The 20282-nt window shown below is 69.7% G+C and carries 16 protein-coding genes; 11 read left to right on the top strand and 5 right to left on the bottom strand.

Features of this window, described 5'->3' with window-relative positions; genetic code table 11:
• Window positions 1-38 precede the first annotated feature (38 nt).
• On the top strand, window positions 39-2327 hold the full coding sequence (locus P6166_RS11070; RefSeq protein WP_277764519.1) for an NADP-dependent malic enzyme: 2289 nt from the start codon (window positions 39-41) through the stop codon (window positions 2325-2327).
• A 106-nt stretch (window positions 2328-2433) separates the two neighbouring features.
• On the opposite strand, the gene P6166_RS11065 is transcribed toward P6166_RS11070, so the two are convergent.
• Window positions 2434-2796 carry a helix-turn-helix transcriptional regulator gene (locus tag P6166_RS11065; RefSeq protein WP_277764518.1) on the bottom strand — a complete coding sequence of 121 codons (363 nt, stop codon included), beginning with the start codon at window positions 2794-2796 and terminating at the stop codon, window positions 2434-2436.
• 468 nt (window positions 2797-3264) lie between these two features.
• Between P6166_RS11065 and P6166_RS11060 the strand changes: the two genes are divergently transcribed.
• The 7 genes from P6166_RS11060 (at window position 3265) to P6166_RS11030 (ending at window position 10503) form a co-directional block, all read left to right on the top strand.
• Window positions 3265-3984 (top strand): hypothetical protein, encoded by a 720-nt coding sequence (locus P6166_RS11060; protein WP_277764517.1) that lies wholly within the window; start codon window positions 3265-3267, stop codon window positions 3982-3984.
• Window positions 3985-4135: 151 nt separating this feature from the next.
• Window positions 4136-4351: a hypothetical protein gene (locus P6166_RS11055; protein ID WP_277764516.1), complete on the top strand. Its 216-nt coding sequence runs from the start codon at window positions 4136-4138 to the stop codon at window positions 4349-4351.
• A 69-nt stretch (window positions 4352-4420) separates the two neighbouring features.
• Complete coding sequence (locus P6166_RS11050; RefSeq protein WP_277764515.1) at window positions 4421-5698, top strand: HlyD family efflux transporter periplasmic adaptor subunit; 1278 nt, start codon at window positions 4421-4423, stop codon at window positions 5696-5698.
• 22 nt (window positions 5699-5720) lie between these two features.
• Window positions 5721-7817, top strand: a complete 2097-nt coding sequence (locus P6166_RS11045) for a peptidase domain-containing ABC transporter (RefSeq protein ID WP_277764514.1) — start codon at window positions 5721-5723, stop codon at window positions 7815-7817.
• Window positions 7818-7882: 65 nt separating this feature from the next.
• Entirely contained in the window at window positions 7883-8080 is a 198-nt protein-coding gene (locus P6166_RS11040; protein ID WP_277764513.1) for a zinc-finger domain-containing protein, read from the top strand.
• Between the two features lie 10 nt (window positions 8081-8090).
• Entirely contained in the window at window positions 8091-9203 is a 1113-nt protein-coding gene (locus tag P6166_RS11035; protein ID WP_277764512.1) for a glycosyltransferase family 4 protein, read from the top strand.
• Entirely contained in the window at window positions 9184-10503 is a 1320-nt protein-coding gene (locus tag P6166_RS11030; protein WP_277764511.1) for an O-antigen ligase, read from the top strand. Before P6166_RS11035 ends, P6166_RS11030 begins: the two co-directional genes overlap by 20 nt.
• On the opposite strand, the gene P6166_RS11025 is transcribed toward P6166_RS11030, so the two are convergent.
• Window positions 10504-11430, bottom strand: a complete 927-nt coding sequence (locus P6166_RS11025; protein WP_277764510.1) for an LpxL/LpxP family Kdo(2)-lipid IV(A) lauroyl/palmitoleoyl acyltransferase — start codon at window positions 11428-11430, stop codon at window positions 10504-10506.
• A 70-nt stretch (window positions 11431-11500) separates the two neighbouring features.
• On the opposite strand from P6166_RS11025, the gene waaA reads away from it, so the two are divergent.
• A complete protein-coding gene (gene waaA, locus P6166_RS11020; RefSeq protein ID WP_277764509.1) occupies window positions 11501-12826 on the top strand; it encodes a lipid IV(A) 3-deoxy-D-manno-octulosonic acid transferase in 1326 nt (441 codons plus the stop codon).
• 76 nt (window positions 12827-12902) lie between these two features.
• On the opposite strand, the gene P6166_RS11015 is transcribed toward waaA, so the two are convergent.
• The 3 genes from P6166_RS11015 to P6166_RS11005 form a co-directional block, all read right to left on the bottom strand.
• Window positions 12903-14264 (bottom strand): TolC family outer membrane protein, encoded by a 1362-nt coding sequence (locus tag P6166_RS11015; protein WP_277764508.1) that lies wholly within the window; start codon window positions 14262-14264, stop codon window positions 12903-12905.
• Window positions 14265-14281: 17 nt separating this feature from the next.
• Window positions 14282-14938 (bottom strand): protein-L-isoaspartate O-methyltransferase, encoded by a 657-nt coding sequence (locus P6166_RS11010; RefSeq protein ID WP_277764507.1) that lies wholly within the window; start codon window positions 14936-14938, stop codon window positions 14282-14284.
• Between the two features lie 139 nt (window positions 14939-15077).
• Complete coding sequence (locus tag P6166_RS11005) at window positions 15078-15755, bottom strand: TetR/AcrR family transcriptional regulator (RefSeq protein ID WP_277764506.1); 678 nt, start codon at window positions 15753-15755, stop codon at window positions 15078-15080.
• An 89-nt stretch (window positions 15756-15844) separates the two neighbouring features.
• Between P6166_RS11005 and P6166_RS11000 the strand changes: the two genes are divergently transcribed.
• Together P6166_RS11000 and P6166_RS10995 are read left to right on the top strand one after the other, a co-directional pair.
• Window positions 15845-16972: an efflux RND transporter periplasmic adaptor subunit gene (locus P6166_RS11000; RefSeq protein ID WP_277764505.1), complete on the top strand. Its 1128-nt coding sequence runs from the start codon at window positions 15845-15847 to the stop codon at window positions 16970-16972.
• A gap of 26 nt (window positions 16973-16998) precedes the next feature.
• Window positions 16999-20172 (top strand): efflux RND transporter permease subunit, encoded by a 3174-nt coding sequence (locus P6166_RS10995; protein ID WP_277764504.1) that lies wholly within the window; start codon window positions 16999-17001, stop codon window positions 20170-20172.
• Window positions 20173-20282: the final 110 nt, after the last annotated feature.

Raw genomic sequence — 20282 nt, 5'->3', positions numbered from 1 at the left:
GCGCCGCGCCCGCGCTTTTCGATCACGCAGAAATCTCGATGTCCAACGACGAGTTCAAGAACGCCGCCCTCGACTACCACCGCATGGCCCCGGCGGGCAAGATCAAGGTCATCGCGACCAAGCCCATGCTGACCCAGCGCGACCTGTCGCTGGCCTATTCGCCGGGCGTCGCCTTCGCCTGCCAGGCCATCGTCGAGGACCCGCAGCAGGCCAGCGAGCTGACCGCCCGCGGCAACCTGGTGGCGGTGATCTCCAACGGCACCGCCGTGCTGGGCCTGGGCAACATCGGCCCGCTCGCCGGCAAGCCGGTGATGGAAGGCAAGGGCGTGCTGTTCCAGAAGTTCGCCGGCATCGACGTGTTCGACATCGAGGTCAACGAGCAGGACCCCGAGAAGCTGGTCGACATCATCGCCTCGCTGGAGCCGACCTTCGGCGGCATCAACCTGGAAGACATCAAGGCGCCGGAATGCTTCATCGTCGAGCGCAAGCTGCGCGAGCGCATGAACATCCCGGTGTTCCATGACGACCAGCACGGCACGGCGATCATCGTCGGCGCGGCGGTGATCAACGCGATGGAGATCACCGGCAAGAAGATCGGCGAGGTCAAGCTGGCCACCACCGGCATGGGCGCAGCGGGCATCTCCTGCGTGAACATGCTCGTCTCGCTGGGCCTGAAACCGGAGAACATCCTGGCCTACGACCGCGACGGCGTGCTGCACACCGGCCGCACCGACCTGGACCCGGAAAAGGCGCGGTACGCGCGCGATACCGACAAGCGCACGCTGGCCGAGATCGTGGATGGCGCGGACATCTTCCTGGGCCTCTCGGCCGCCGGCATCCTGACCCCGGAAATGGTCGCCACCATGGCGCCGAACCCGGTGATCTTCGCGCTGGCCAACCCGAACCCGGAGATCATGCCCGAGGCCGCGCGCGCGGTGCGCCCGGACGCGATCATCGGCACGGGCCGTTCGGACTTCCCGAACCAGATCAACAACGTGCTGTGCTTCCCGTACCTGTTCCGCGGGGCGCTGGACGTGGGCTCGACCTCGATCAACGAGGAGATGAAGATCGCCTGCGTGCGCGCCATCGCCGCGCTGGCGCGCCGCGAGGCCTCGGACCTGGGTGCCGCGTATGGCGGCGAAACCCCGAGCTTCGGCCCCGATTACCTGATTCCGCGCCCGCTCGACCCGCGCCTGCTGGTGGAGCTCTCCTCGGCGGTGGCGCAGGCGGCGATGGATTCGGGCGTGGCCACGCGGCCGATCGCCGACATGGCGGCCTACCGCGAGCGGCTGAGCCAGTTTGTCTACCGCACCAGCCTGATGATGAAGCCGGTGTACGACGCCGCGCGCGCGGACAAGCAGCGCGTGGTGTATGCCGAGGGTGAGGAGGAAGTGGTGCTGCGCGCGGTGCAGAACGTGGTCGACGAGGGCCTGGCCTTCCCGATCCTGATCGGCCGCCCGGACGTGATCGAGACCCGCATCGCGCGCATGGGCCTGCGCATGAAAGCCGGCGAGGATTTCGAGATCACCAACGTCCTCGACGATCCGCGCTTCAACGATTATTGGCAGTACTACCACCGCCTGACCGAACGCCGCGGCGTGACGGTGAGCGCGGCCAAGGAACTGATGCGCTCGCGGCCCACGCTGATCGCCGCGGTGATGGTGGCGCGCGGCGAGGCCGATGCGATGCTGACCGGCGTGGTGGGCCGCTTCCACAAGAAGCTCGGCTACGTGCGCAGCGTGATCCCGCTGGAGCCGCGCGTGAGCTCGACCTCGGCGATGACCGGCGTGATCAACCAGCAGGGTGCGTTCTTCTTCGTCGATACCCACGTGCAGGAAGACCCCACGGCCGAGCAGATCGCCGAAGCCACGCTGCAGGCGGCCTACCGCCTGAAGCTGTTCGGCATCGAGCCGGCCATCGCGCTGCTCTCGCATTCGAACTTCGGCAGCCACACCTCGCGCGATGCGTTGAAGATGCGCGAAGTGCGCGAGCTGCTGCTCAAGCGCAATCCCAAGCTCAACATCGACGGCGAGATGCAGGGCGACACCGCCTGGGACGAGGCGCTGCGGCAGAAGATCATGCCCAACAGCACGCTCAAGGGCCGCGCCAACCTGTTCGTGCTGCCGAACCTGGAAGCGGCGAACATCGCCTACAACCTGGTGCGCGTGTTCACCGACGGCGTGGCGATCGGTCCCATCCTGATGGGTATTTCCAAGCCGGTGCACATCCTCACCACCAGCGCGACGTCGCGCCGGGTGATGAACATGACCGCGATCGCCGCGGTGGATGCGCAGATCCGCAAGCAGCTGGATGCCGAGCGCGGCTGACCGGGCCAACGCCTGGAAGACCTGATGTGCAAGGCCGCCTCCGGGCGGCCTTGTGCGTTCGGGACGCCGGGTTGGCCGTGAGCGGATCGCCTGCGCCGCGGCCGCGCTAGCGCCGGTTACGCTGCGCCTCCGCCATGTCCACCAGGGCACGCCGGATCGGCACGCGGCAACCGCGGAACGCACGCAGCATGCGCAGTTCCTGCGGATCGTCGATCAGCTCGCCGCGCACGGCGGGCAATCCCTCCGTGGCGTCCGTCGCGATGCCGCGCCCGGTCGCCAGCCATTCGTACGACACGCCGGTGAGCGTGGCGATCGACAACAGCCGTGCGCTTGCGGGCCAGATGCCGCCGGCACCTTCCCAGTTCGCCACCGCACTGCGGCTGACGCGCAGCATGGACGCAAGCTCGGCTTGCGTGATGCCGGCGATTCTCCGTGCCCCCCTGATCCGGTTTCCGAGATCATGTTCCATGCACTTCTCCTGGAGCGGGAAGATAGCGCGTGGAAAGTCGCTTGGGCGGGCTGTCAGCAATTCTGACGCATCTTGTTTATCCGTGATGGCGCTGGGGCGCGTACGCGTTGTCACGCGGGCGTGTGTGCCTTCGATGTCAGTAGGTTTGACCTGTGGGTGCGCTTGTGGGGTGCGATCACGTTGTTGGACGCTTGCTTCCTCGCATCGCGGACTTCAACCGCATGCGGCATGCCACGCCACGAGGAGAATCGACATGCGTCCATCGACGAGCCAGGACTTCAGCGGAGTGGCTGGCCTTCCGTTGCCCGTGGATTCGGCCCTGCCACGAGCGCGGTATTCGCATGGGCCAGCGCTACGCCGCGGCGGAAAGCCGAATCGAGCAGCGGCCTGATGGCGCGCCAGGACGCCACCGCGCGGCGGGATGCTTCCCTCTCGTCCGCCTATCTATGGTGCGGCAGGTGCCTGCTGGTGGCCGCATTGACGGGCGCCGCCCTGGCCATGCTGCCCACGCAGGACGCGCCGGCAGGCTGGATCGTGCTGGCCGCGGCCAGCTTGTGTGCCTCGGCGGTGGCGGCATGGCGTTTCCCGCGCGAGGTGCCCGCGGGCACCTTGCGTGCCCGCCTCGCGCGGGCGGGCGCCGTATTCTTCGTCGTGGCCGCGGCGGCCGATATCGCGGCCACGCTCTGGCACTCGCCCGCGCTGACCGAGGAGGCCAACGTGCTAGTGCGGCCGCTGGTCGGGCGCTGGCCGCTGGCGGGGATCCTGGCGGGCGCGGGCATGGTGCAGCTCGCCTTCCTGTCGTTGTCGGTGTCGCTATGGCGCAACCTGCTGGCGCGATGGGCCTGGTACATCGGCGAGGTCCAGGCACGCGGCCGGCTGCCGTTTGCGTTGGCCCTGCTCGGCATGCGGCCAGGAAGCCTGGGCCGCCTGCTCGGGATGGAACGGCATATCGACTTCGTGCTGGCGACGTTCGCCTTCTATCTGCCCTGGGCCTATGTCGGCCGCGTTTACCTGGCGATGGAGTGGATGGGCTGGGTGCCGATCTCCCGCGTCGCGATGCCGGCGGCGCTGCTGGCCGCCACGTGGCTGACGCAGTACGCGGTGGTGCGGCGCGCCTGCGCGGCCCGGGGCGACGCACGGCCGCATGCCGATGAGACGAATCCAATTGCGAAGAATCGCGTTGGCTGAAAACGTGGAATGGATGTCTTTTTGCGATTGTTCGCGTCGCTGGGAATGCGCAACATGCCGCCCGCTCGCCGGCGTGCGCGTCGCTGCGTAGCAGGACATCGCGCCAGGCGGGCGCTTATCCCATCCCTCCCAAGCAACAAGGAGACATTCCATGCGTGAACTGACCATTGCAGAAATCGCCGCCGTCAACGGCGCAGGCCGCAGCTGCGCGGTGCCGGCACAGACCGTCTATTGCTACACCCCGGCGGGCAGCGCCGGCTATGCGGCCGTCGGTGCCCTGAAGGCGGCCGCCGTGGCCGGCGGCGCGGTGGCGCTGGGCGTGGCGGCCGTGGTGAAGCTCAAGCTCTTCGGCCTGGCGTTCTGCTAAGCCAGCGAGCGGTTCGGGGGCGCCGTCGTCAAGGCGGCGCCCCTCCGCATGGGCAAGGACGCAAGGCGTATGGCCGACGATCTTTTCCGCGAAGAGGTGCTCGCCGCGCGGCGCGACACGTGGCTCGGCGGCATCGCGCTGGCGCGGCCGCTGTCCTCGCACGCGTTGGTGCTGCTCGCGGTGGCCGCCGCGCTGGCCATCGTGCTGTTTCTCTCGCTGGGCACGTATACGCGCCGCAGCAACGTCATCGGCCAACTCGTACCGGTGCGCGGCGCGGTGACCGTGGTGGCGCCGGTGGCCGGCGTGGTGGCGCAGTTGAATGCCGAAGAAGGCGGGCGCGTGCGCGCGGGGCAGGCGTTGCTGCGGCTGGACATGCCGCTGGCCACGGGCGCCGGGGCCGATGCGATCGCCACGCTGGCCTCGCGGCTGGCCGACCGCCGCGCCGGGCTGGAATCGGCCGAGCAAGCGCGCGAGGAAGTGCTCGATACCCAGGCGCGGGGCTTGCGTGCGCAGCGCGAGGCCATGCACCGCGAGCAGGCGCAGGTGGAGGAGGAAATCCGCGTGCGCGAAGATGCGCTGGCGCTGGCGCAGCAATCGTTGGCGCGGCTACAGGCGTTGCACGTCGGGCGTTACGTGAGCGCCGCCCAGGTCGAACAGCAGCAGGCTGCGGTGCTGGACCAGGCGGCGCAGCTCCAAGCGATGCGGCGTACCGCGGCGAGCGGCACGCGCGCGCTGGCGCAACTGGCGCAGGCGCTGGCCGAATTGCCGGGCCAGCGGCTGTCGGCGCGGGCGGATCTTCGCCACGCGCTCGCGCAGCTGGCACAGGAACAGGTGGAAACCGAGGCGCGCGGCGCGCAGGCGATCACCGCCACGGTGGAAGGCATCGTGGCCAACCAGCTGGTCAAGGCGGGGCAGGCCGTGCAGGCCGGCCAGCCGCTGCTGATGCTGGTGCCGGCGGACGCGACGCTGGAAGCCGAGTTGTGGGTGCCGAGCCGGTCGATCGGGTTCATCGCGCCCGGCGACAACGTCATGCTGCGTTACCAGGCGTATCCCTACCAGAAATTCGGCCACCAGCGCGGCGTGGTCCGCCGTGTGGGGCGCAACGCGCTTGGCCATCGCGAACTGCAACTGAGCGCGCTCGGCGGCAATGCCAGCGAGCCGTACTACCGCGTGGTGGTGGCGCTGGCGCGCCAGCATGTCACCGCCTATGGCAAGGCCGAGCCGCTGCATCCGGGCATGTTGCTGGAGGCCGATATCCTGGGCGAGCGCCGGCGGCTGATCGAGTGGATCTTCGAGCCGCTCTACACCCTCACCGGCCGCGTGGACGTCGCGGCGGACCCGTCATGACGCCCGTGCGCGGCCCCCTCCCGTGAAACCGATACTGCAATCCGAAGCCGCCGAATGCGGGCTCGCCGCACTGGCGATGGTGGCCGGTGCGCACGGGCATGCGGTCACGCTGGCCGAACTGCGGCAGCGCTATGCGACCTCGCTCAAGGGCGCCTCGCTGGGCCAGCTGATCGGCATCGCGCAGGACATCGGCTTGTCCGCGCGCCCGTTGCGCCTGGAGATCGAACACCTCCACCAGCTGCGCGTGCCGTGCATCCTGCATTGGGACCTCAACCACTTCGTGGTGTTGGCCAAGGTGTCGCGTGGCAAGGCGCTCATCTTCGACCCGGCACTGGGCGAGCGCCGCCTGGCGCTGGCGGAGGTTTCCAGGCACTTCACCGGCGTCGCGCTGGAGCTGGTGCCCAACGCGCGCTTCCAGCGCCGGCGCACGGCGCCGTCGGTCTCGATCCGCCAACTCACCGGGCGCGTGCGCGGCGCGTGGTCCTCGCTGGCCCAGGTGCTGGCGTTGTCGCTGGCGTTGCAGGTCTTCGTGGTGCTGGCGCCGTTCTACTCGCAATGGGTGATCGACCAGGTGCTCGTCTCGGCCGACCGCGACCTGCTGGCCGTGCTGGGCCTGGGTTTCGGCCTGGCGTTGCTGTTGCAGATCGCCATCGGCCTGTTGCGCGGCTGGACGGTGGTGCAGCTGTCCGCGTCGTTGGGGCTGCAATGGATGGGCAACGTGTTCGCGCACCTGCTGCGGCTGCCGCTGGATTATTTCGAAAAGCGCCACCTGGGCGACATCACCTCGCGCCTGGGGTCGGTGCAGTCGATCCAGCGGACCTTGACCACCAATTTCGTCGAAGCGCTGATCGACGGCCTGATGGCGGCGGTGACCCTCGTGCTCATGCTGGTCTACAGCTGGAAGCTCGCGCTGGTCACGCTCTGCGCGGTGCTGGCCTACCTGGGCATTCGCGCGCTGGCATTCCGCCCGCTGCGCGACGGCACCGAGCGGCAGCTGGTGGCCGCCGCGCGCCAGGAGAGCCACCTGCTCGAATCGCTGCGCGGCATCCAGAGCCTGAAGATCGCCGGCGAGGAGCCGCGCCGGCGCGCCGGCTACGAGAACCTCATGGTCGACACCGTCAACGCCGAGGTGCGGCTGGCGCGGCTGGACCTGGGCTTCGGCACGGCCAGCCAGCTCGTCTTCGGGCTGGAGCGCGTGGCGGTGGTGTGGATCGCCGCGGTGCTGGCGCTGCGCGGGGTGTTCTCGGTCGGCATGCTGGTGGCCTACCTGGCCTACAAGGACCAGTTCGCCGGGCGCATGTCCGCGCTGATCGACAAGTGGATGGAGCTGCGCATGCTGCGCCTGCATGGCGAGCGGCTGGCCGACATCGTGCTCGCCACGCCGGACGAGGGCGCCGGCCTCGCCAGCGCGTCCCTGCCTGCGGCGGCGTCGCTGGAGATCCAAGGCCTGCGCTTTCGCTACGCCGATGGCGAACCCTGGGTGCTGGAGGACTGCAGCCTGCGCGTGGCGGAGGGCGAATCGGTGGCCATCATCGGGGCCTCCGGCTGCGGCAAGAGCACCTTGCTCAAGCTGCTGCTGGGGCTGCAGCGGCCGCAGGCCGGCACCATTCGCCTCGGCGGCGAGGACCTGTGGCGGCTGGGGCCGGCCAGGGCGCGCGCGATGTTCGGCGTGGTGATGCAGGACGACCAGCTGTTCGCCGGCAGCATCGCCGACAACATCAGCTTCTTCGACCCGGCGTTCGACCTGGGCCGGGTGGAGGAGGCGGCGCGGTTGGCGGCGGTGCACGAGGACATCCTCGCCATGCCGATGGGCTACCACGGGCTGATCGGCGACATGGGCAGCGCGCTGTCGGGCGGGCAGAAGCAGCGGCTGATCCTGGCGCGGGCGCTGTACCGGCGGCCCCGCGTGCTGGTGCTGGACGAGGCCACCAGCCACCTCGACGTGGCCCGCGAGCAGCAGGTCAGCGAGGCCGTGCGGCAATTGCGGCTGACCCGGGTGATCGTTGCCCATCGGCCGGAGACGATCGCCAGCGCCGACCGCATCCTGGTGATGGACGCCGGGCGCATCGTGGAGGAGATCCGCCCGCGGGCGATCAACGACCCCGGCTCGCCGGGCTGACGCCGCCCGCACCCCGCCCGCTGGTAGAATTGGCCCATCCGTTCCGTCTGCCAGCGACCCCCGCCATGAGCCATACCGCCACCGCGCCCGCCAACGCCGAGAAGCGCTACAACGTGCACCGCAGCGAGCTGCCGCTGAGCTGCCCGACGCCGGAGATGGCGCTGTGGAACTCGCATCCGCGCGTCTACCTGCCCATCGAGGACGAGCCGAACCAGCAGGCCCAGTGCCCGTACTGCGGCGCGATCTTCGTCCTGGTCGACTGATTCGCGCCCGATGCACCGCCTGACCGTGGTGCAGCTGTTGCCGGCCCTGCATTCGGGCGGCGTCGAACGCTCCACGCTCGAGATCGCCCAGGCGCTGGTGCGCGCCGGGCATCGCGCGATCGTGGTCTCGGCGGGCGGGCGGCTGGTGCGCCCGTTGCTGGCCAGTGGCGCCGAACACGTCACGCTGGATATTGGCCGCAAGTCGCTGCTCACCCTGCGCCACGTGCCGGCGCTGCGCCGGCTGTTCGTCGAATGCGGGGCCGATATCGTCCATGCGCGTTCGCGCCTGCCGGCCTGGCTGGGCTGGTATGCGCTGCGGGGCATGCCCGCCGACCTGCGCCCGCGCTTCATCACCACCGTGCACGGGCTCAATTCGCCCGGGCGCTACAGCGCCGTGATGACCTACGGCGAACAGGTGATCTGCGTGTCGCGTACGGTGCAGGACTACGTGCTGCAACACTATCCGCGCACCGATCCGCGCAAGTTGCGCGTCATCCCGCGGGGGATCGACATGGCGCAGTTTCCGCGCCGTCTCTGGCCCGATCCGGCGGCCCGCGCGTGGGCGCGCGGCGAGGTGCCGGCACTCGACGGCGACGGCCCCTGGCTGCTGCTGCCCGGCCGCGGGACTCGGTTGAAAGGCCACGCCGACGGCCTGCGCCTGCTCGCGCGGCTGCGCGCCGACGGCACCGACGCCCGCCTGTGGTTGCCCGGCGCGCGCGAGCCCGGCCGCGAGGACTACGTGCGCGAGCTGGAGGGCGAAGCCGCGCGCCTGGGCGTGGCCGATGCCGTTGCTTTCACCGAGCCGACCTCGCGCATCGCCGAGGCCTATGCGGCGTGCGATCTGGTGTTGCAGCTCTCGCGCAAGCCCGAAGCCTTCGGCCGCACCGTGCTGGAGGCGCTGTCCGTGGGCCGCCCGGTGCTGGGGTGGGCGCATGGCGGCGTGGGCGAACTGCTGGCCGAATTCCAGCCGCGCGGCGCGGTGGCCCCGTTCGACGAGGAGGCGCTGGCCCGCCAGGCGCGCGACCTGCTGCAGGCGCCGCCCGCACCGCTCGCGCGGATTCCCTATACCCTGCACGCGATGCAGGACAGCACCCTGAAGGTCTATGCCCAACGCCCCCGTTGATGCCATCGCACCGTTGCCGCCCCATGCCGGGCGCTGGGCGCCGGTGTGGGTGATCGTGTTCGTTGCGCTGTGGCCGGCGCCGGGGCTGGCCGAGACGGTGCTGTCGCTCGGGGCGGTGTTCGCGATATGGCGCTTGCTGCGGCGTCGCTTCCGCGGCGGTACGCAGTTGCTCAGCGGCGCGGCCTGGGCACTGACCAGCGTGCTGTTCCTGGCCTATTGGCTGCCGGAGCTGCTGTCGGCCTTTGATGCCATCGACATGCCGCTGGCCTTGCGCAAGTCGTTGACCGACCTGCGCTACCTGCCTTTCATGTGGTTGTGCGCGATCGCCGTGGCCGATCCGGTGCGGCGCCGGCGCACCTTCGGCGGCCTGGCGATCATCGGCGCGGTGTGGACGCTCGATGCGCTGCTGCAGGCGGCCTGGGGCACCAGCCCCTTGTTCTGGTCGATGGACCAGCTGAAGTGGGCGATCAGCGGCCACGGCCTGTGCACGCCGCAGGAGATCGCCGCGGTCGACCGGCTCAGCGGCCTGCTCGGGCCGTGCAACCTGAAGTTCGGCCAGACCTTGGCCAGCCTCTCGCCGTTCCTGCTGTTCGCCGCCGCCGCGCGCGGCCGCGTGGCGTGGCTGCTGGCCGCGCTGGCATGCGGGGCCGTGGTGGTGATGGCGGGCGCGCGCGCGGCCTGGCTCACCTATGCGCTGGTGCTGCTGTGCTCCGGCTGGCGGCTGATCGGCGGGCGCGGCATGGCGGCGGTCGGCGTGGCCGCGCTGCTGGGTGTGGTGGTGCTGTTCAACGTCTCCCCGCAGGTGCACGAACGCGTGCTGCGCACGACCACGATGGTGGGCGCCGGCCGCGAAGGCGTGGACGCCGCGCTGTCCGGGCGTGCGCAGATCTGGTCGGCGGCGCTGTGCATGGTGCGCGAGCATCCGCTCAATGGCGTGGGCGCGCGCGGTTTCCGCGAGGCGTATCCGCAGTGCGATCCCGATCCCGGCCACGCGCCGGCCTGGGGCGAAGGCCCGGCCTTCCACGCGCACCAGATCGTGCTGGAAATCCTCGCCGAGACCGGCTTCTTCGGGCTGTTCCTGTGGTTGGCCGGCGCGGCGCAGGCATGGCGCGCGTGGCGTTATTCCAGCCCGGCGGCGCGCGAGCAGGCACGGCCGGCGATGGTGGCGCTGCTGGTCACGGTCTTCCCGTTCAACACCCACCTGGCGTTCTATTCCAGCTTCTGGGGCGGCCTGACGCTGATGTTGGCCGGCCTCTACGCCGGCGCATTGCTCAACGAGGATCGCCGCGCCGCGGCGTGATCACTGGTACATGCGCAGCTTCGGCCCGCCGCCCGGCTGGCGCTTGAAGCGGCGGTGGATCCACAGGTACTGGTCCGGCGCCTCGCGCACCATGTCCTCGATGGCCGCGTTGACCTGCGCGGTGTCGGCCACCGCATCGTCGGAGGGAATCCCCGGCAGCGGCGCGCCCACGCGCAGGATGTAGTCGCCGCCCTCGCGGCGGTGGAAGTAGGGCACCACCGCGCAACCGGTCAGGCGCGAGAGCTGGTGGGTCGCGGTGATGGTCGCCGCCGGATGGCCGAAGAACGGCACGAACACGGTGTCCTTGCCGCGCATGTCCTGGTCCGGCGCGTACCAGAGGAAACCGCCCTTCTTGAGGTGCTTGATCGTCGCGCGCAGGTCTTCGTTGGCGAACATCGCCTGCGCGTAGCGCAAGCGGCCGCGCTTGACCGCCCATTCGAACACCGGGTTGCGGTGGCGGCGGTACATGCCGGCCAGCGGCACGTAGTCGCACAGCAGCCGGCCGCACATCTCCAGGGTCATGAAGTGGCCGGACACCAGCAGCACGCCGCGGCCTTCGGCCTGCAGCGCACGCAGGTGTTCGAGGCCCTCGATGCGCACCCGCGGGCGGATCGCCTCGATGCTGCCCCACCACGCGCGCGCGAACTCGAACAGGCCTACGCCCAGCGCATCGAAGCTGTCGCGCAGCAGGCGCGCGCGCCAGGCATCGTCCTGCTCGGGAAAGCACAGGCGCAGGTTGACCTCGGCGGCGTGGCGGCGCGTGCCGGCCACATGGAAGGCGATCCAGCCGATCCCGCGGCCGAGCGCGCGCTGCAGCAGCCACGGCAGCCGCCCGGCGGCCACCATCACCACCAGGGCCAGGTACATCGGCCAGTGCGCCGGCTTGCGCAGGGAAGGGCGGGTAGCGACATCTGCGGGTTCGGACATGGCGCAATTCTATCGCCCCGGGCGCCGGGCCGCGTCGCGCCCGGGGCGGCCGGCGTCGTATCCTTCGCCGATGCGGAAAGACCCTGTCGAATGGTTGTTGCGCGGCCTTTACTCGGCCCTGCTGTATGTATTGCTGCCCATCACCGTCTATCACCTGGTATGGCGCGGGTTCCGCGTGCGCGAGTACTTCAACCGCTGGAGCGAGCGCTACGCCGCCTATCCCAGCGGCTGCGGGCGGCCCCAGGTGTGGGTGCACGCGGTGTCGGTGGGCGAGGTCAACGCCGCCGCGCCGCTGGTCAATGCACTGCGCGCGCAGCGGCCGGATATCCGCTGGGTCATCACCACCATCACCCCGACCGGCTCGGAGCGCGTGCGCGCGCTGTGGGGCGATGCGGTGGACCACGTCTACCTGCCGTATGACGTGCCGGGCAGCGTCGGCCGTTTCCTCGGCCACTTCCAGCCGAGCCTAGCCCTGATCCTGGAAACCGAGCTGTGGCCGAACATGCTGTTCGGCTGCCGCGACCGCGACATCCCCGTGTACATCCTCAACGCGCGGTTGTCGGCGCGGTCGCTGCGCGGTTATCGCCTGCTCGCGCCGTTGATCGGCCGCGCGCTGCGCACGGTCACCTGCGTATGCGCGCAATCGCAGGACGATGCCGAGCGCTTCGTGCGCCTGGGTGCGCGGCCGGAGCAGGTGGTGGCGCTGGGCAACCTGAAGTTCGACATCGCCGTGCCCGAGCAGTTGCCCGCCTTCGTGGCCGAGTTCCGCCAGCGCGTGCCGGTGCAGCGGCCGGTGTGGATCGCGGCCAGCACCCATGAAGGCGAGGAGGCCGCGGTCATCGAGCTGCACCGCCGCCTGTGCCGCGTGTTCCCCGACCTGCTGCTGCTGTGGGCGCCGCGTCATCCGGAACGCTTCGCGAAGGTGGAGGCGCAAGCGCGCGAGCAGGGCTGGCGGGTGGCCACGCGCAAGCAGCAGCGCTGGCCCGGGGCCGAGACGCAGGTGTTCGTCATCGACACGCTCGGCGAACTGATGGCCTTCTACGCCTGCGCGCAGGTGGCCTTCGTCGGGGGCAGCCTGCAGCCGATCGGCGGGCACAACCTGCTGGAGCCGGCGGCGGTGGGCACGCCGGCGGTGACGGGCCCGCACCTGCACAATTTCGCCGAGATTTCGCGCCGCATGCGCGAGGCCGGCGCGGTGGCCATCCGTGACGATGTGGAAGGCGTGGGCGAATCGCTGCAGGCCTTGTTGTCCGACCCGCAGGCGCGCGAGGTGATGCGCGACGCCGGGCTGGCGCTGGTGGCCAACGGCCGCGGCGCGGTGGCGCGCACGCTGGTGCAGGTGGCGCCGCACCTGCCGCCGGTGGCGGCTGAGGCCGATGGCGCGCCCGCCTGCTGAGCGTGGTGCGCGAAAGCCGGAAACGAAAAGGGCGGCCCGTGGGCCGCCCTTTTCGCATGTGCTTGCGCGCGTGCGGTTACTGCTGCATCGCGTCGTTGGCGTTCTGCAGCTTGGACTCCGCATCCTGGGTGAGCATGCGGTTGATGTCCTGCAGGTCGGCGATGTCCAGCTTGCCGGTGGCCTGCGCCAGCAGCAGGCGGTTCTGCAGGAAGTTGTAGCGGGCCTGCACGTAATCCACCTGCGCGGCGAACAGGGTGCGCTGGTTCTGCACCACGTCCAGCACGGTGCGGGTACCCACTTCCAGGCCGACCTGCGAGGCGTCGAACGCGGCCTGCGCCGAGACCACCGCCAGGCGGCGCGCTTCCACTTCGCTGATGCCGGCCACCACGGTCTGGTAGGCATTGCGGGTGTTGCGGTCCAGGGCGCGCTTCTGCTGCTCGAACGCATCCTGCTGGATGTCGCGCTGGGCCAGGGCCTGGCGCACGCGCGACTGGGTCGCGCCGCCTGAGAAGATCGGCACCGACAGGGTCAGGCCGATGGAGTTGCTTTCCGGGATGACGCCGCTCGAACCGACCGCGTCGCCCCAGGTGGCGCCCTTGCCCCAGCTGCCGCCCAGCGTCAGGGTCGGATAGTGGCCGGCACGGGCCGCCGACACGCTCGACTCGGCCGCGTTGACCTGCAGACCCTGCGCCTTCAGCGAGGGGTTGTCGCTGATCGCGCTGGTCACCAGCTCATCGACGTTGCTGTACTGCGCCGGCACTTCCGGACGCCATTCTTCCGGCAGCGCGCGCAGGCCGGTCACCGGCTGGCCGGTGAGCTCGGTCAGCGCCTGGTAGTAATCCTTGAGGTTGTTGCGCGCCAGGATGGTGTTGGCACGGGCCTGGTCGTACTCGGCGCGCGCTTCGTGCACGTCGGTGATCGGCGCCAGGCCGACTTCCAGGCGCTTGTCGGCGTAGTCGAACTGCTTCTTCGCCGCCGCTTCGTTGGTCTCGGCGGCGGCCAGCGACTCGATGCCCACCAGCACGTTGAAGTAGGCGGCCGAGGTGCGCACGATCAGGTCATCGTTGGCCGATTCCAGGGTGAAGTCAGCCGCCTTGCTGATGTCCTTCTCGGCCTTGAGGTTGGCGAACTGCGCCCAGTTGAAGACGGTCTGGGTGCCATCGACCGAATAACGGCGGGTCTTGCTGGTGGCCGAGCCGACCGGCTCGTCGTACTTGGTACGCGTGCGCGTCAGCGAGGCGCTGCCATCGAGCTGCGGCAGCAGGGAGGCCATCGCCTGCACCTGGCCTTCCTTGTTGTACAGCCGGGTCGACTCCGCCGACGCCAGCTGGGGATCGCCATTGCGGGCCATTTCGTAGACCTGCAACAGGTCGGCGGCCTGGGCGGCCATCGGCGACAGGGCGGCGGCCAGCGCCAGGGCGAGGGATCGGCGAATCATAGGGCTTCCTTGAGGATTCAGAATTTGAACTGAGGCGTGGGGGCCGCGCCTTGCAGGTAAGCGAGATCGGTCTCGAACAACGACTCCACGCGCGGACCGTTGACATCGGCACGGACAAGGACGGCTTCCATCACCGGATCGTGACCGCGCACGACGAACAGGCGGCCTTCCGGGCGCAACCACTGCAGGAACTGCGCGGGCAGCGTATCGACGGCGCCGGTCACGCAGATGGCGTCGAAGCGACGCTCGCTCTGCCAGGCGAACACGTCCGCCGTTTCGATGCGCACGTTGCTGCCCAGGCCGGTGGCGTCCAGCGCGGCACGCGCCCCGGCGGCCAGCGCCGGGTCGATTTCCACGCTGACCACCTCGCGGCCGAGCGCGGCCAGGCAGGCGGTGGCGAAACCGCTGCCCGTGCCGATCTCCAGCACGTCTTCGCCCGGCTGCAGGTCCAGTGCCTGCAGCATGCGGCCTTCCACCACCGGCTTCATCATCTTCTGGCCGCCCGCCAGCGGAATCTCCAGGTCGGCATAGGCCAGCGCCTGGTAGGCCTGCGGCACGAACGCCTCGCGGGGCAGGCGCGCCAGGACGTCGAGGACGCGCAGGTCCAGAACGTCCCAGGGACGAATCTGCTGCTCGACCATCTTTTCGCGGGCCTGGGAGAAATCGATCGTCATGGGGGCGTTATCCAACTACACGGTGGGGCGGGCATTTTACCGGTGAAGCGGCTGCTCGGCGCGCTCGTAGCATCACCGCGGGGGCACGGGGGTCGCAGTGCCGGAAGTCACCGCGACCACCGGCTCGGCCGGTCCGCATTCAGCGCGGGGCATAGGCGCGCAGGAAGAAGTCCACGCTGGCCGCCACGTGGCGGTGCACGTCGGCCGCGCTGGGGGTGCCGCCCAGGCCGCACATCATCATCGGGTGCAGCTCGCCCTTGAGCAGGCAGAAGAACTGCGAGGCCGCCAGGCCCAGGTCGGGCACCTCCAGCTCGCCGGCGCCGGTGCGCGCGGCCAGGAAGTCGGCCAGGGACTGCTGGATGCGCATCGGGCCGGCGGTCCAGAACATCTGGCGGATGTGCGCATCCCCGGTGCCGGGGGCCAGCATCATGCGGTGGGTGGCGATCGCCGCGTCGGAGCTGATCATGGCGAAGAACGCCTCGCCGATGCCGATCAGCTGCTGCCGCAGCGGGCCCTTGGGGGCGTGCTCGAACAGGTCGTCGGGCATCATCTCCTGGCATTGCGCGCGGATCGCCTCGGAGAACAGCGTCTCCTTGTCGCCGAAATGGCTGTACACGGTGAGCTTGGACACCCCTGCCAGCGCGGCGATGCCGTCCATGCTGACGCCGGCGTAGCCTTGCTCCACGAACAGTGCCTTGGCCGCCTGCAGAATGGCGGCACGCTTGCCCAGATCCTTGGGTCGCCCGGGTCCGTTGCCTTTGCCGGCGCCGCTCCTGGCGGCCGCCTTCGGGGGCTGGGGTGAGATCGAGGTCGACATGCGATGAATACTAGACCATTCGGTTCTATATTTATACTATACCGATAGGTTCAATATTCGTCCCTCACTTTTCCAAGGCCGGAACACCCATGCGCCCGAGTACTGCTTCCTGGATCGGCGGTAGCCTGTTCGTTCTTCTTCTCGCCGGTTGCGGCGGTGGCGAGCCGCCGGCACCGCCGCCGCCGCCGGCGCTGGTGGTGCAGCCCGCGCGTGCGGAAGGACGCGGCATGGCGACCTTCCCGGGCGAAGTGCGCGCCAAGCAGGAAAGCGACCTGGCGTTCCGCGTGGGCGGGCATATCGTCAAGCGCCTGGTGGATGCCGGCCAGCGCGTGCAGCGCGGCCAGGTACTGGCCGAGCTGGACCCGGCCGACCTCGCCCTGCAGGCGCGCTCGGCGCAGGCGCAGTACGAATCGGCGCAGGCCGACCTGGCCCGCGCGCGCGACGACTTTCAGCGCTACGCCAAGCTGGTGGACCAGCAGTTGGTGAGCCGCTCGACCTATGACGCGCAAAACGCCGCCTACAAGGCCGCGCAAAACCAGGCCGAGGCCGCGCGGGCCAGCCTGGACGTGGCGCGCAACCAGGCGGCCTACACGCGGCTGGTGGCGCCGGAGGATGGCGTGATCGCCAGCCGCCAGGCCGAAGCCGGGCAAGTGGTGGCCGCCGGCCAGACCGTCTTTACCCTGGCCGCCGATGGCGCGCGCGAGATCGCGATCAACCTGCCCGAAGGCAGCACGCAGCGCTTCAGCGTCGGCCAGCCGGCCGAGATCGAACTGTGGAATCGCCCGGGCGAACGGCTGCCCGGCACGATTCGCGAAATCGCGCCGGCCGCCGATTCGCAGACCCGCACCTACGCCACGCGCGTGGCGCTCGCGCCCGAAGCGCTGGCGGCGGTGGAACTGGGGCAGAGCGCGCGCGTCTACCTCGCCGCGGCGGACAACGGCGGGCTGACCCTGCCGCTCACCGCGATCCAGCGTGGCGCGCAGGAGGCCGCGTCGGTGTGGGTAGTGAACCTGGCCGACGGCAAGGTGCACGCGCAGCCGGTGAAGATCGGCGGCTATGCCAGCGAGCAGGTGCCGGTGCTGTCGGGCGTCACCGCGCAGGACTGGGTGGTCGCCGCCGGCGGCCACCTGCTGCGCGAAGGCGAGCAGGTCACCCCGGTCGACCGCAGCAACCGCCCGCTGCGCACTCCCGCCGCCGCGCCCGCCGCGCAGCGCTGACGCTTCCGACTTCCGCGGATACCCACATGCGTTTCAATCTCTCCGAATGGGCGCTCACCAATCGTGCGCTCGTGCTGTACGCGATGATCGCCATGGCGCTGATCGGCGCCTGGTCGTATCGCCACCTTGGCCAGTCCGAGGACCCGCCGTTCACCTTCAAGGCGATGGTCGTGCGCACGCTGTGGCCCGGCGCCACCGCCGAGCAGGTCTCGCGCGAGGTCACCGAGCGCATCGAGAAGGCGCTGATGAACACCGGCGAGTACGAGTTCATCCGCTCGTACTCGCGCGCTGGCGAGTCGCAGATCATCTTCATGGCGCGCGACTCGATGAAGTCCAAGGACATCCCCGAGCTGTGGTACCAGGTGCGCAAGCGCGTGGGCGACATCCGGGCGACCTTGCCTTCGGAGGTGGTGGGCCCGTTCTTCAACGACGAATTCGGCGACACCTTCGGCAACATCTATGCGCTCACCGGCGACGGCTTCGACTATGCGGTGATGAAGGACTACGCCGACCGCATCCAGCTCGAGCTGCAGCGGGTGAACGACGTGGGCAAGGTCGACCTGGTCGGCCTGCAGGACGAGAAGGTCTGGATCGAGATATCCAACACCAAGCTGGCCACGCTCGGCGTGCCGATGAGCGCGGTGCAGGAAGCATTGCGGCAGCAGAACGCGATGGTGCCGGCCGGCTTCGTGGAGACCGCCGGCGAGCGCGTGCAGCTGCGCGTGAGCGGGCAGTTGAACTCGGTGGAGGACATCGCCGAGTTCCCGATCTACGCCAATGGCCGCACCGTGCGCCTGGGCGACATCGCTACCGTGCACCGCGGCTTCTCCGACCCGGCGGCGCCGAAGATGCGCTTCATGGGCGAGGACGCCATCGGCATCGCCGTGGCGATGAAGGACGGCGGCGACATCCTGCGCCTGGGCAGCACGCTGGAAAGCGAGTTCCAGCGCCTGCAGAAGACGCTGCCGGCGGGCATGCAGCTGCGCAAGGTATCCGACCAGCCGCACGCGGTGGAGGATTCGGTCGGCGAGTTCGTGCGCGTGCTCACCGAGGCGGTGGTCATCGTGCTGGCGGTGAGCCTGTTCTCGTTGGGCCTGCGCACCGGCCTGGTGGTGGCGGTGTCGATCCCGCTGGTGCTGGCGATGACCTTCGCGGTGATGCACTACTTCGGCATCGGCCTGCACAAGATTTCGCTGGGTGCGCTGGTGCTGGCGCTGGGCCTGCTGGTGGACGATGCGATCATCGCGGTGGAGATGATGGCCATCAAGATGGAACAGGGCTACGACCGCCTGCGCGCGGCCAGTTTCGCCTGGACATCCACGGCCTTCCCGATGCTGACCGGCACGCTGATCACCGCCGCCGGCTTCCTGCCCATCGCCACCGCCGCGTCCAGCACGGGCGAATACACCCGCTCGCTGTTCCAGGTGGTGACCATCGCGCTGCTGGTCTCGTGGGTGGCGGCGGTGCTGTTCATTCCTTATCTGGGCGACAAGATGTTGCCGGACCTGGCCCATCCGCGCCCGCCCAAGCCGGGTAGCCTGGCCGCGCGCTGGCGGGCTCGTCGCGAAGCGTGGGCGGACCGGTTCCCGGCCTTCGGCCGCTGGCTCGCGCCGGCGGCGTTGCAGCACGAGCACCAGCACGATCCCTATCAGCGTCCGTTCTATCGCCGCTTCCGCGGGTTCCTGGAAGCGTGCATGCGCCATCGATGGTGGGTGATCGCCGCCACGGTGCTGCTGTTCGTCGGCTCCTTGATGCTGTTCCGCTTCGTGCCGCAGCAGTTCTTCCCGGATTCGACCCGCCCGGAGCTGATGGTGGACCTGGAGCTGGCCGAAGGCGCCTCGCTGCGTTCGACCGATGCCCAGGCGCGCCAGCTGGAGAAGCTGCTGGCGCAGCGCACCGACATCGACAACTACGTCGCCTATGTCGGTACCGGCTCGCCCCGCTTCTACCTGCCGTTGGACCAGCAGCTGCCGGCAACGAACTTCTCCCAGTTCGTGGTGCTCGCCAAGGACATCCACGCGCGCGAAACGCTGCGCGACTGGCTGCTGCATGAGGTCGCCCCGCAGTTCCCGCAGCTGCAGTTCCGCGTGACGCGCCTGGAGAACGGCCCGCCGGTGGGCTACCCGGTGCAGTTCCGGGTCTCGGGCGAGCATATCGAGCGCGTGCAGGCGCTGGCCCGCCAGGTGGCCGAGAAGGTGCGCGCCAACCCGCACGTCACCAACGTCAACCTGGACTGGGACGAGCCCAGCAAGATCGTGCGCGTGGTGATCGACCAGGATCGCGCCCGCACCTTCGGCATCACCACCGCGCAGGTCTCGCAGTTCCTGTCCGGTGCGCTGTCGGGGCTGAGCGTGAGCACGTATCGCGAGGACAACGAGCTGATCGAGATGTTGCTGCGCGGCCCGGAGAACGAGCGTGCCAGCCTGGAGGGCTTGGCGGGGCTGGGCATTCCGACGGGCGATGGCGGCAGCGTGCCGCTGTCGCAGGTGGCCCGCCTGGAGCCGGCGTTCGAGGACGGCATCATCTGGCACCGCGACCGCCTGCCGACCGTGACCGTGCGGGCGGACATCGCCGACCGCATGCTGCCGCCCGCGGTGACGCAGCAGATCCTGCCGACGCTGGATGCCATCCGCGCGCAGTTGCCGGATGGCTACCTGCTGGAGGTGGGCGGCACGGTGGAGGATTCGGCGCGTGGCCAGAATTCGATCAACGCGGGCATGCCGCTGTTCCTGATCGTGGTGGTGACGCTGCTGATGCTGCAGCTGCGCAGCTTCTCGCGCATGGCGATGGTGCTGGTGACCGCGCCGCTGGGCATCATCGGCGCCACGTTGTTCCTGCTGCTGTTCCAGATGCCGTTCGGGTTCGTGGCGATGCTGGGCACGATCGCGCTGGCGGGCATGATCATGCGCAACTCGGTGATCCTGGTGGACCAGATCCAGCAGGATATCGATGCGGGGCATGATCGATGGCACGCGATCCTGGACGCGACGGTGCGCCGGTTCCGGCCGATCGTGCTGACCGCGCTGGCAGCGGTGCTGGCGATGATCCCGTTGTCGCGTAGCGCCTTCTATGGGTCGATGGCGGTGGCGATCATGGGCGGGTTGATCGTGGGCACCGTGCTGACGCTGGTGTTCCTGCCGGTGCTTTATGCGACGTGGTTCAGGGTGAAGGAGTCTGAGGCGGCGATGGGCGGCGGGTGATGTCGCCTTGCGGTGCGGGCCCCGGTCTGGCCGATAGGGGCGTCACGGCTCAGCAGACGTCCTGTCCGATTCGCCGCCGCGGGCCATCCATGGCCCGCTGACGCCCCTAT

The sequence above is a fragment of the Stenotrophomonas sp. HITSZ_GD genome, from assembly GCF_029543105.1.
Taxonomy (GTDB): Bacteria; Pseudomonadota; Gammaproteobacteria; order Xanthomonadales; family Xanthomonadaceae; genus Stenotrophomonas_A.
This window is presented reverse-complemented; position numbering and strand designations above follow the sequence as displayed.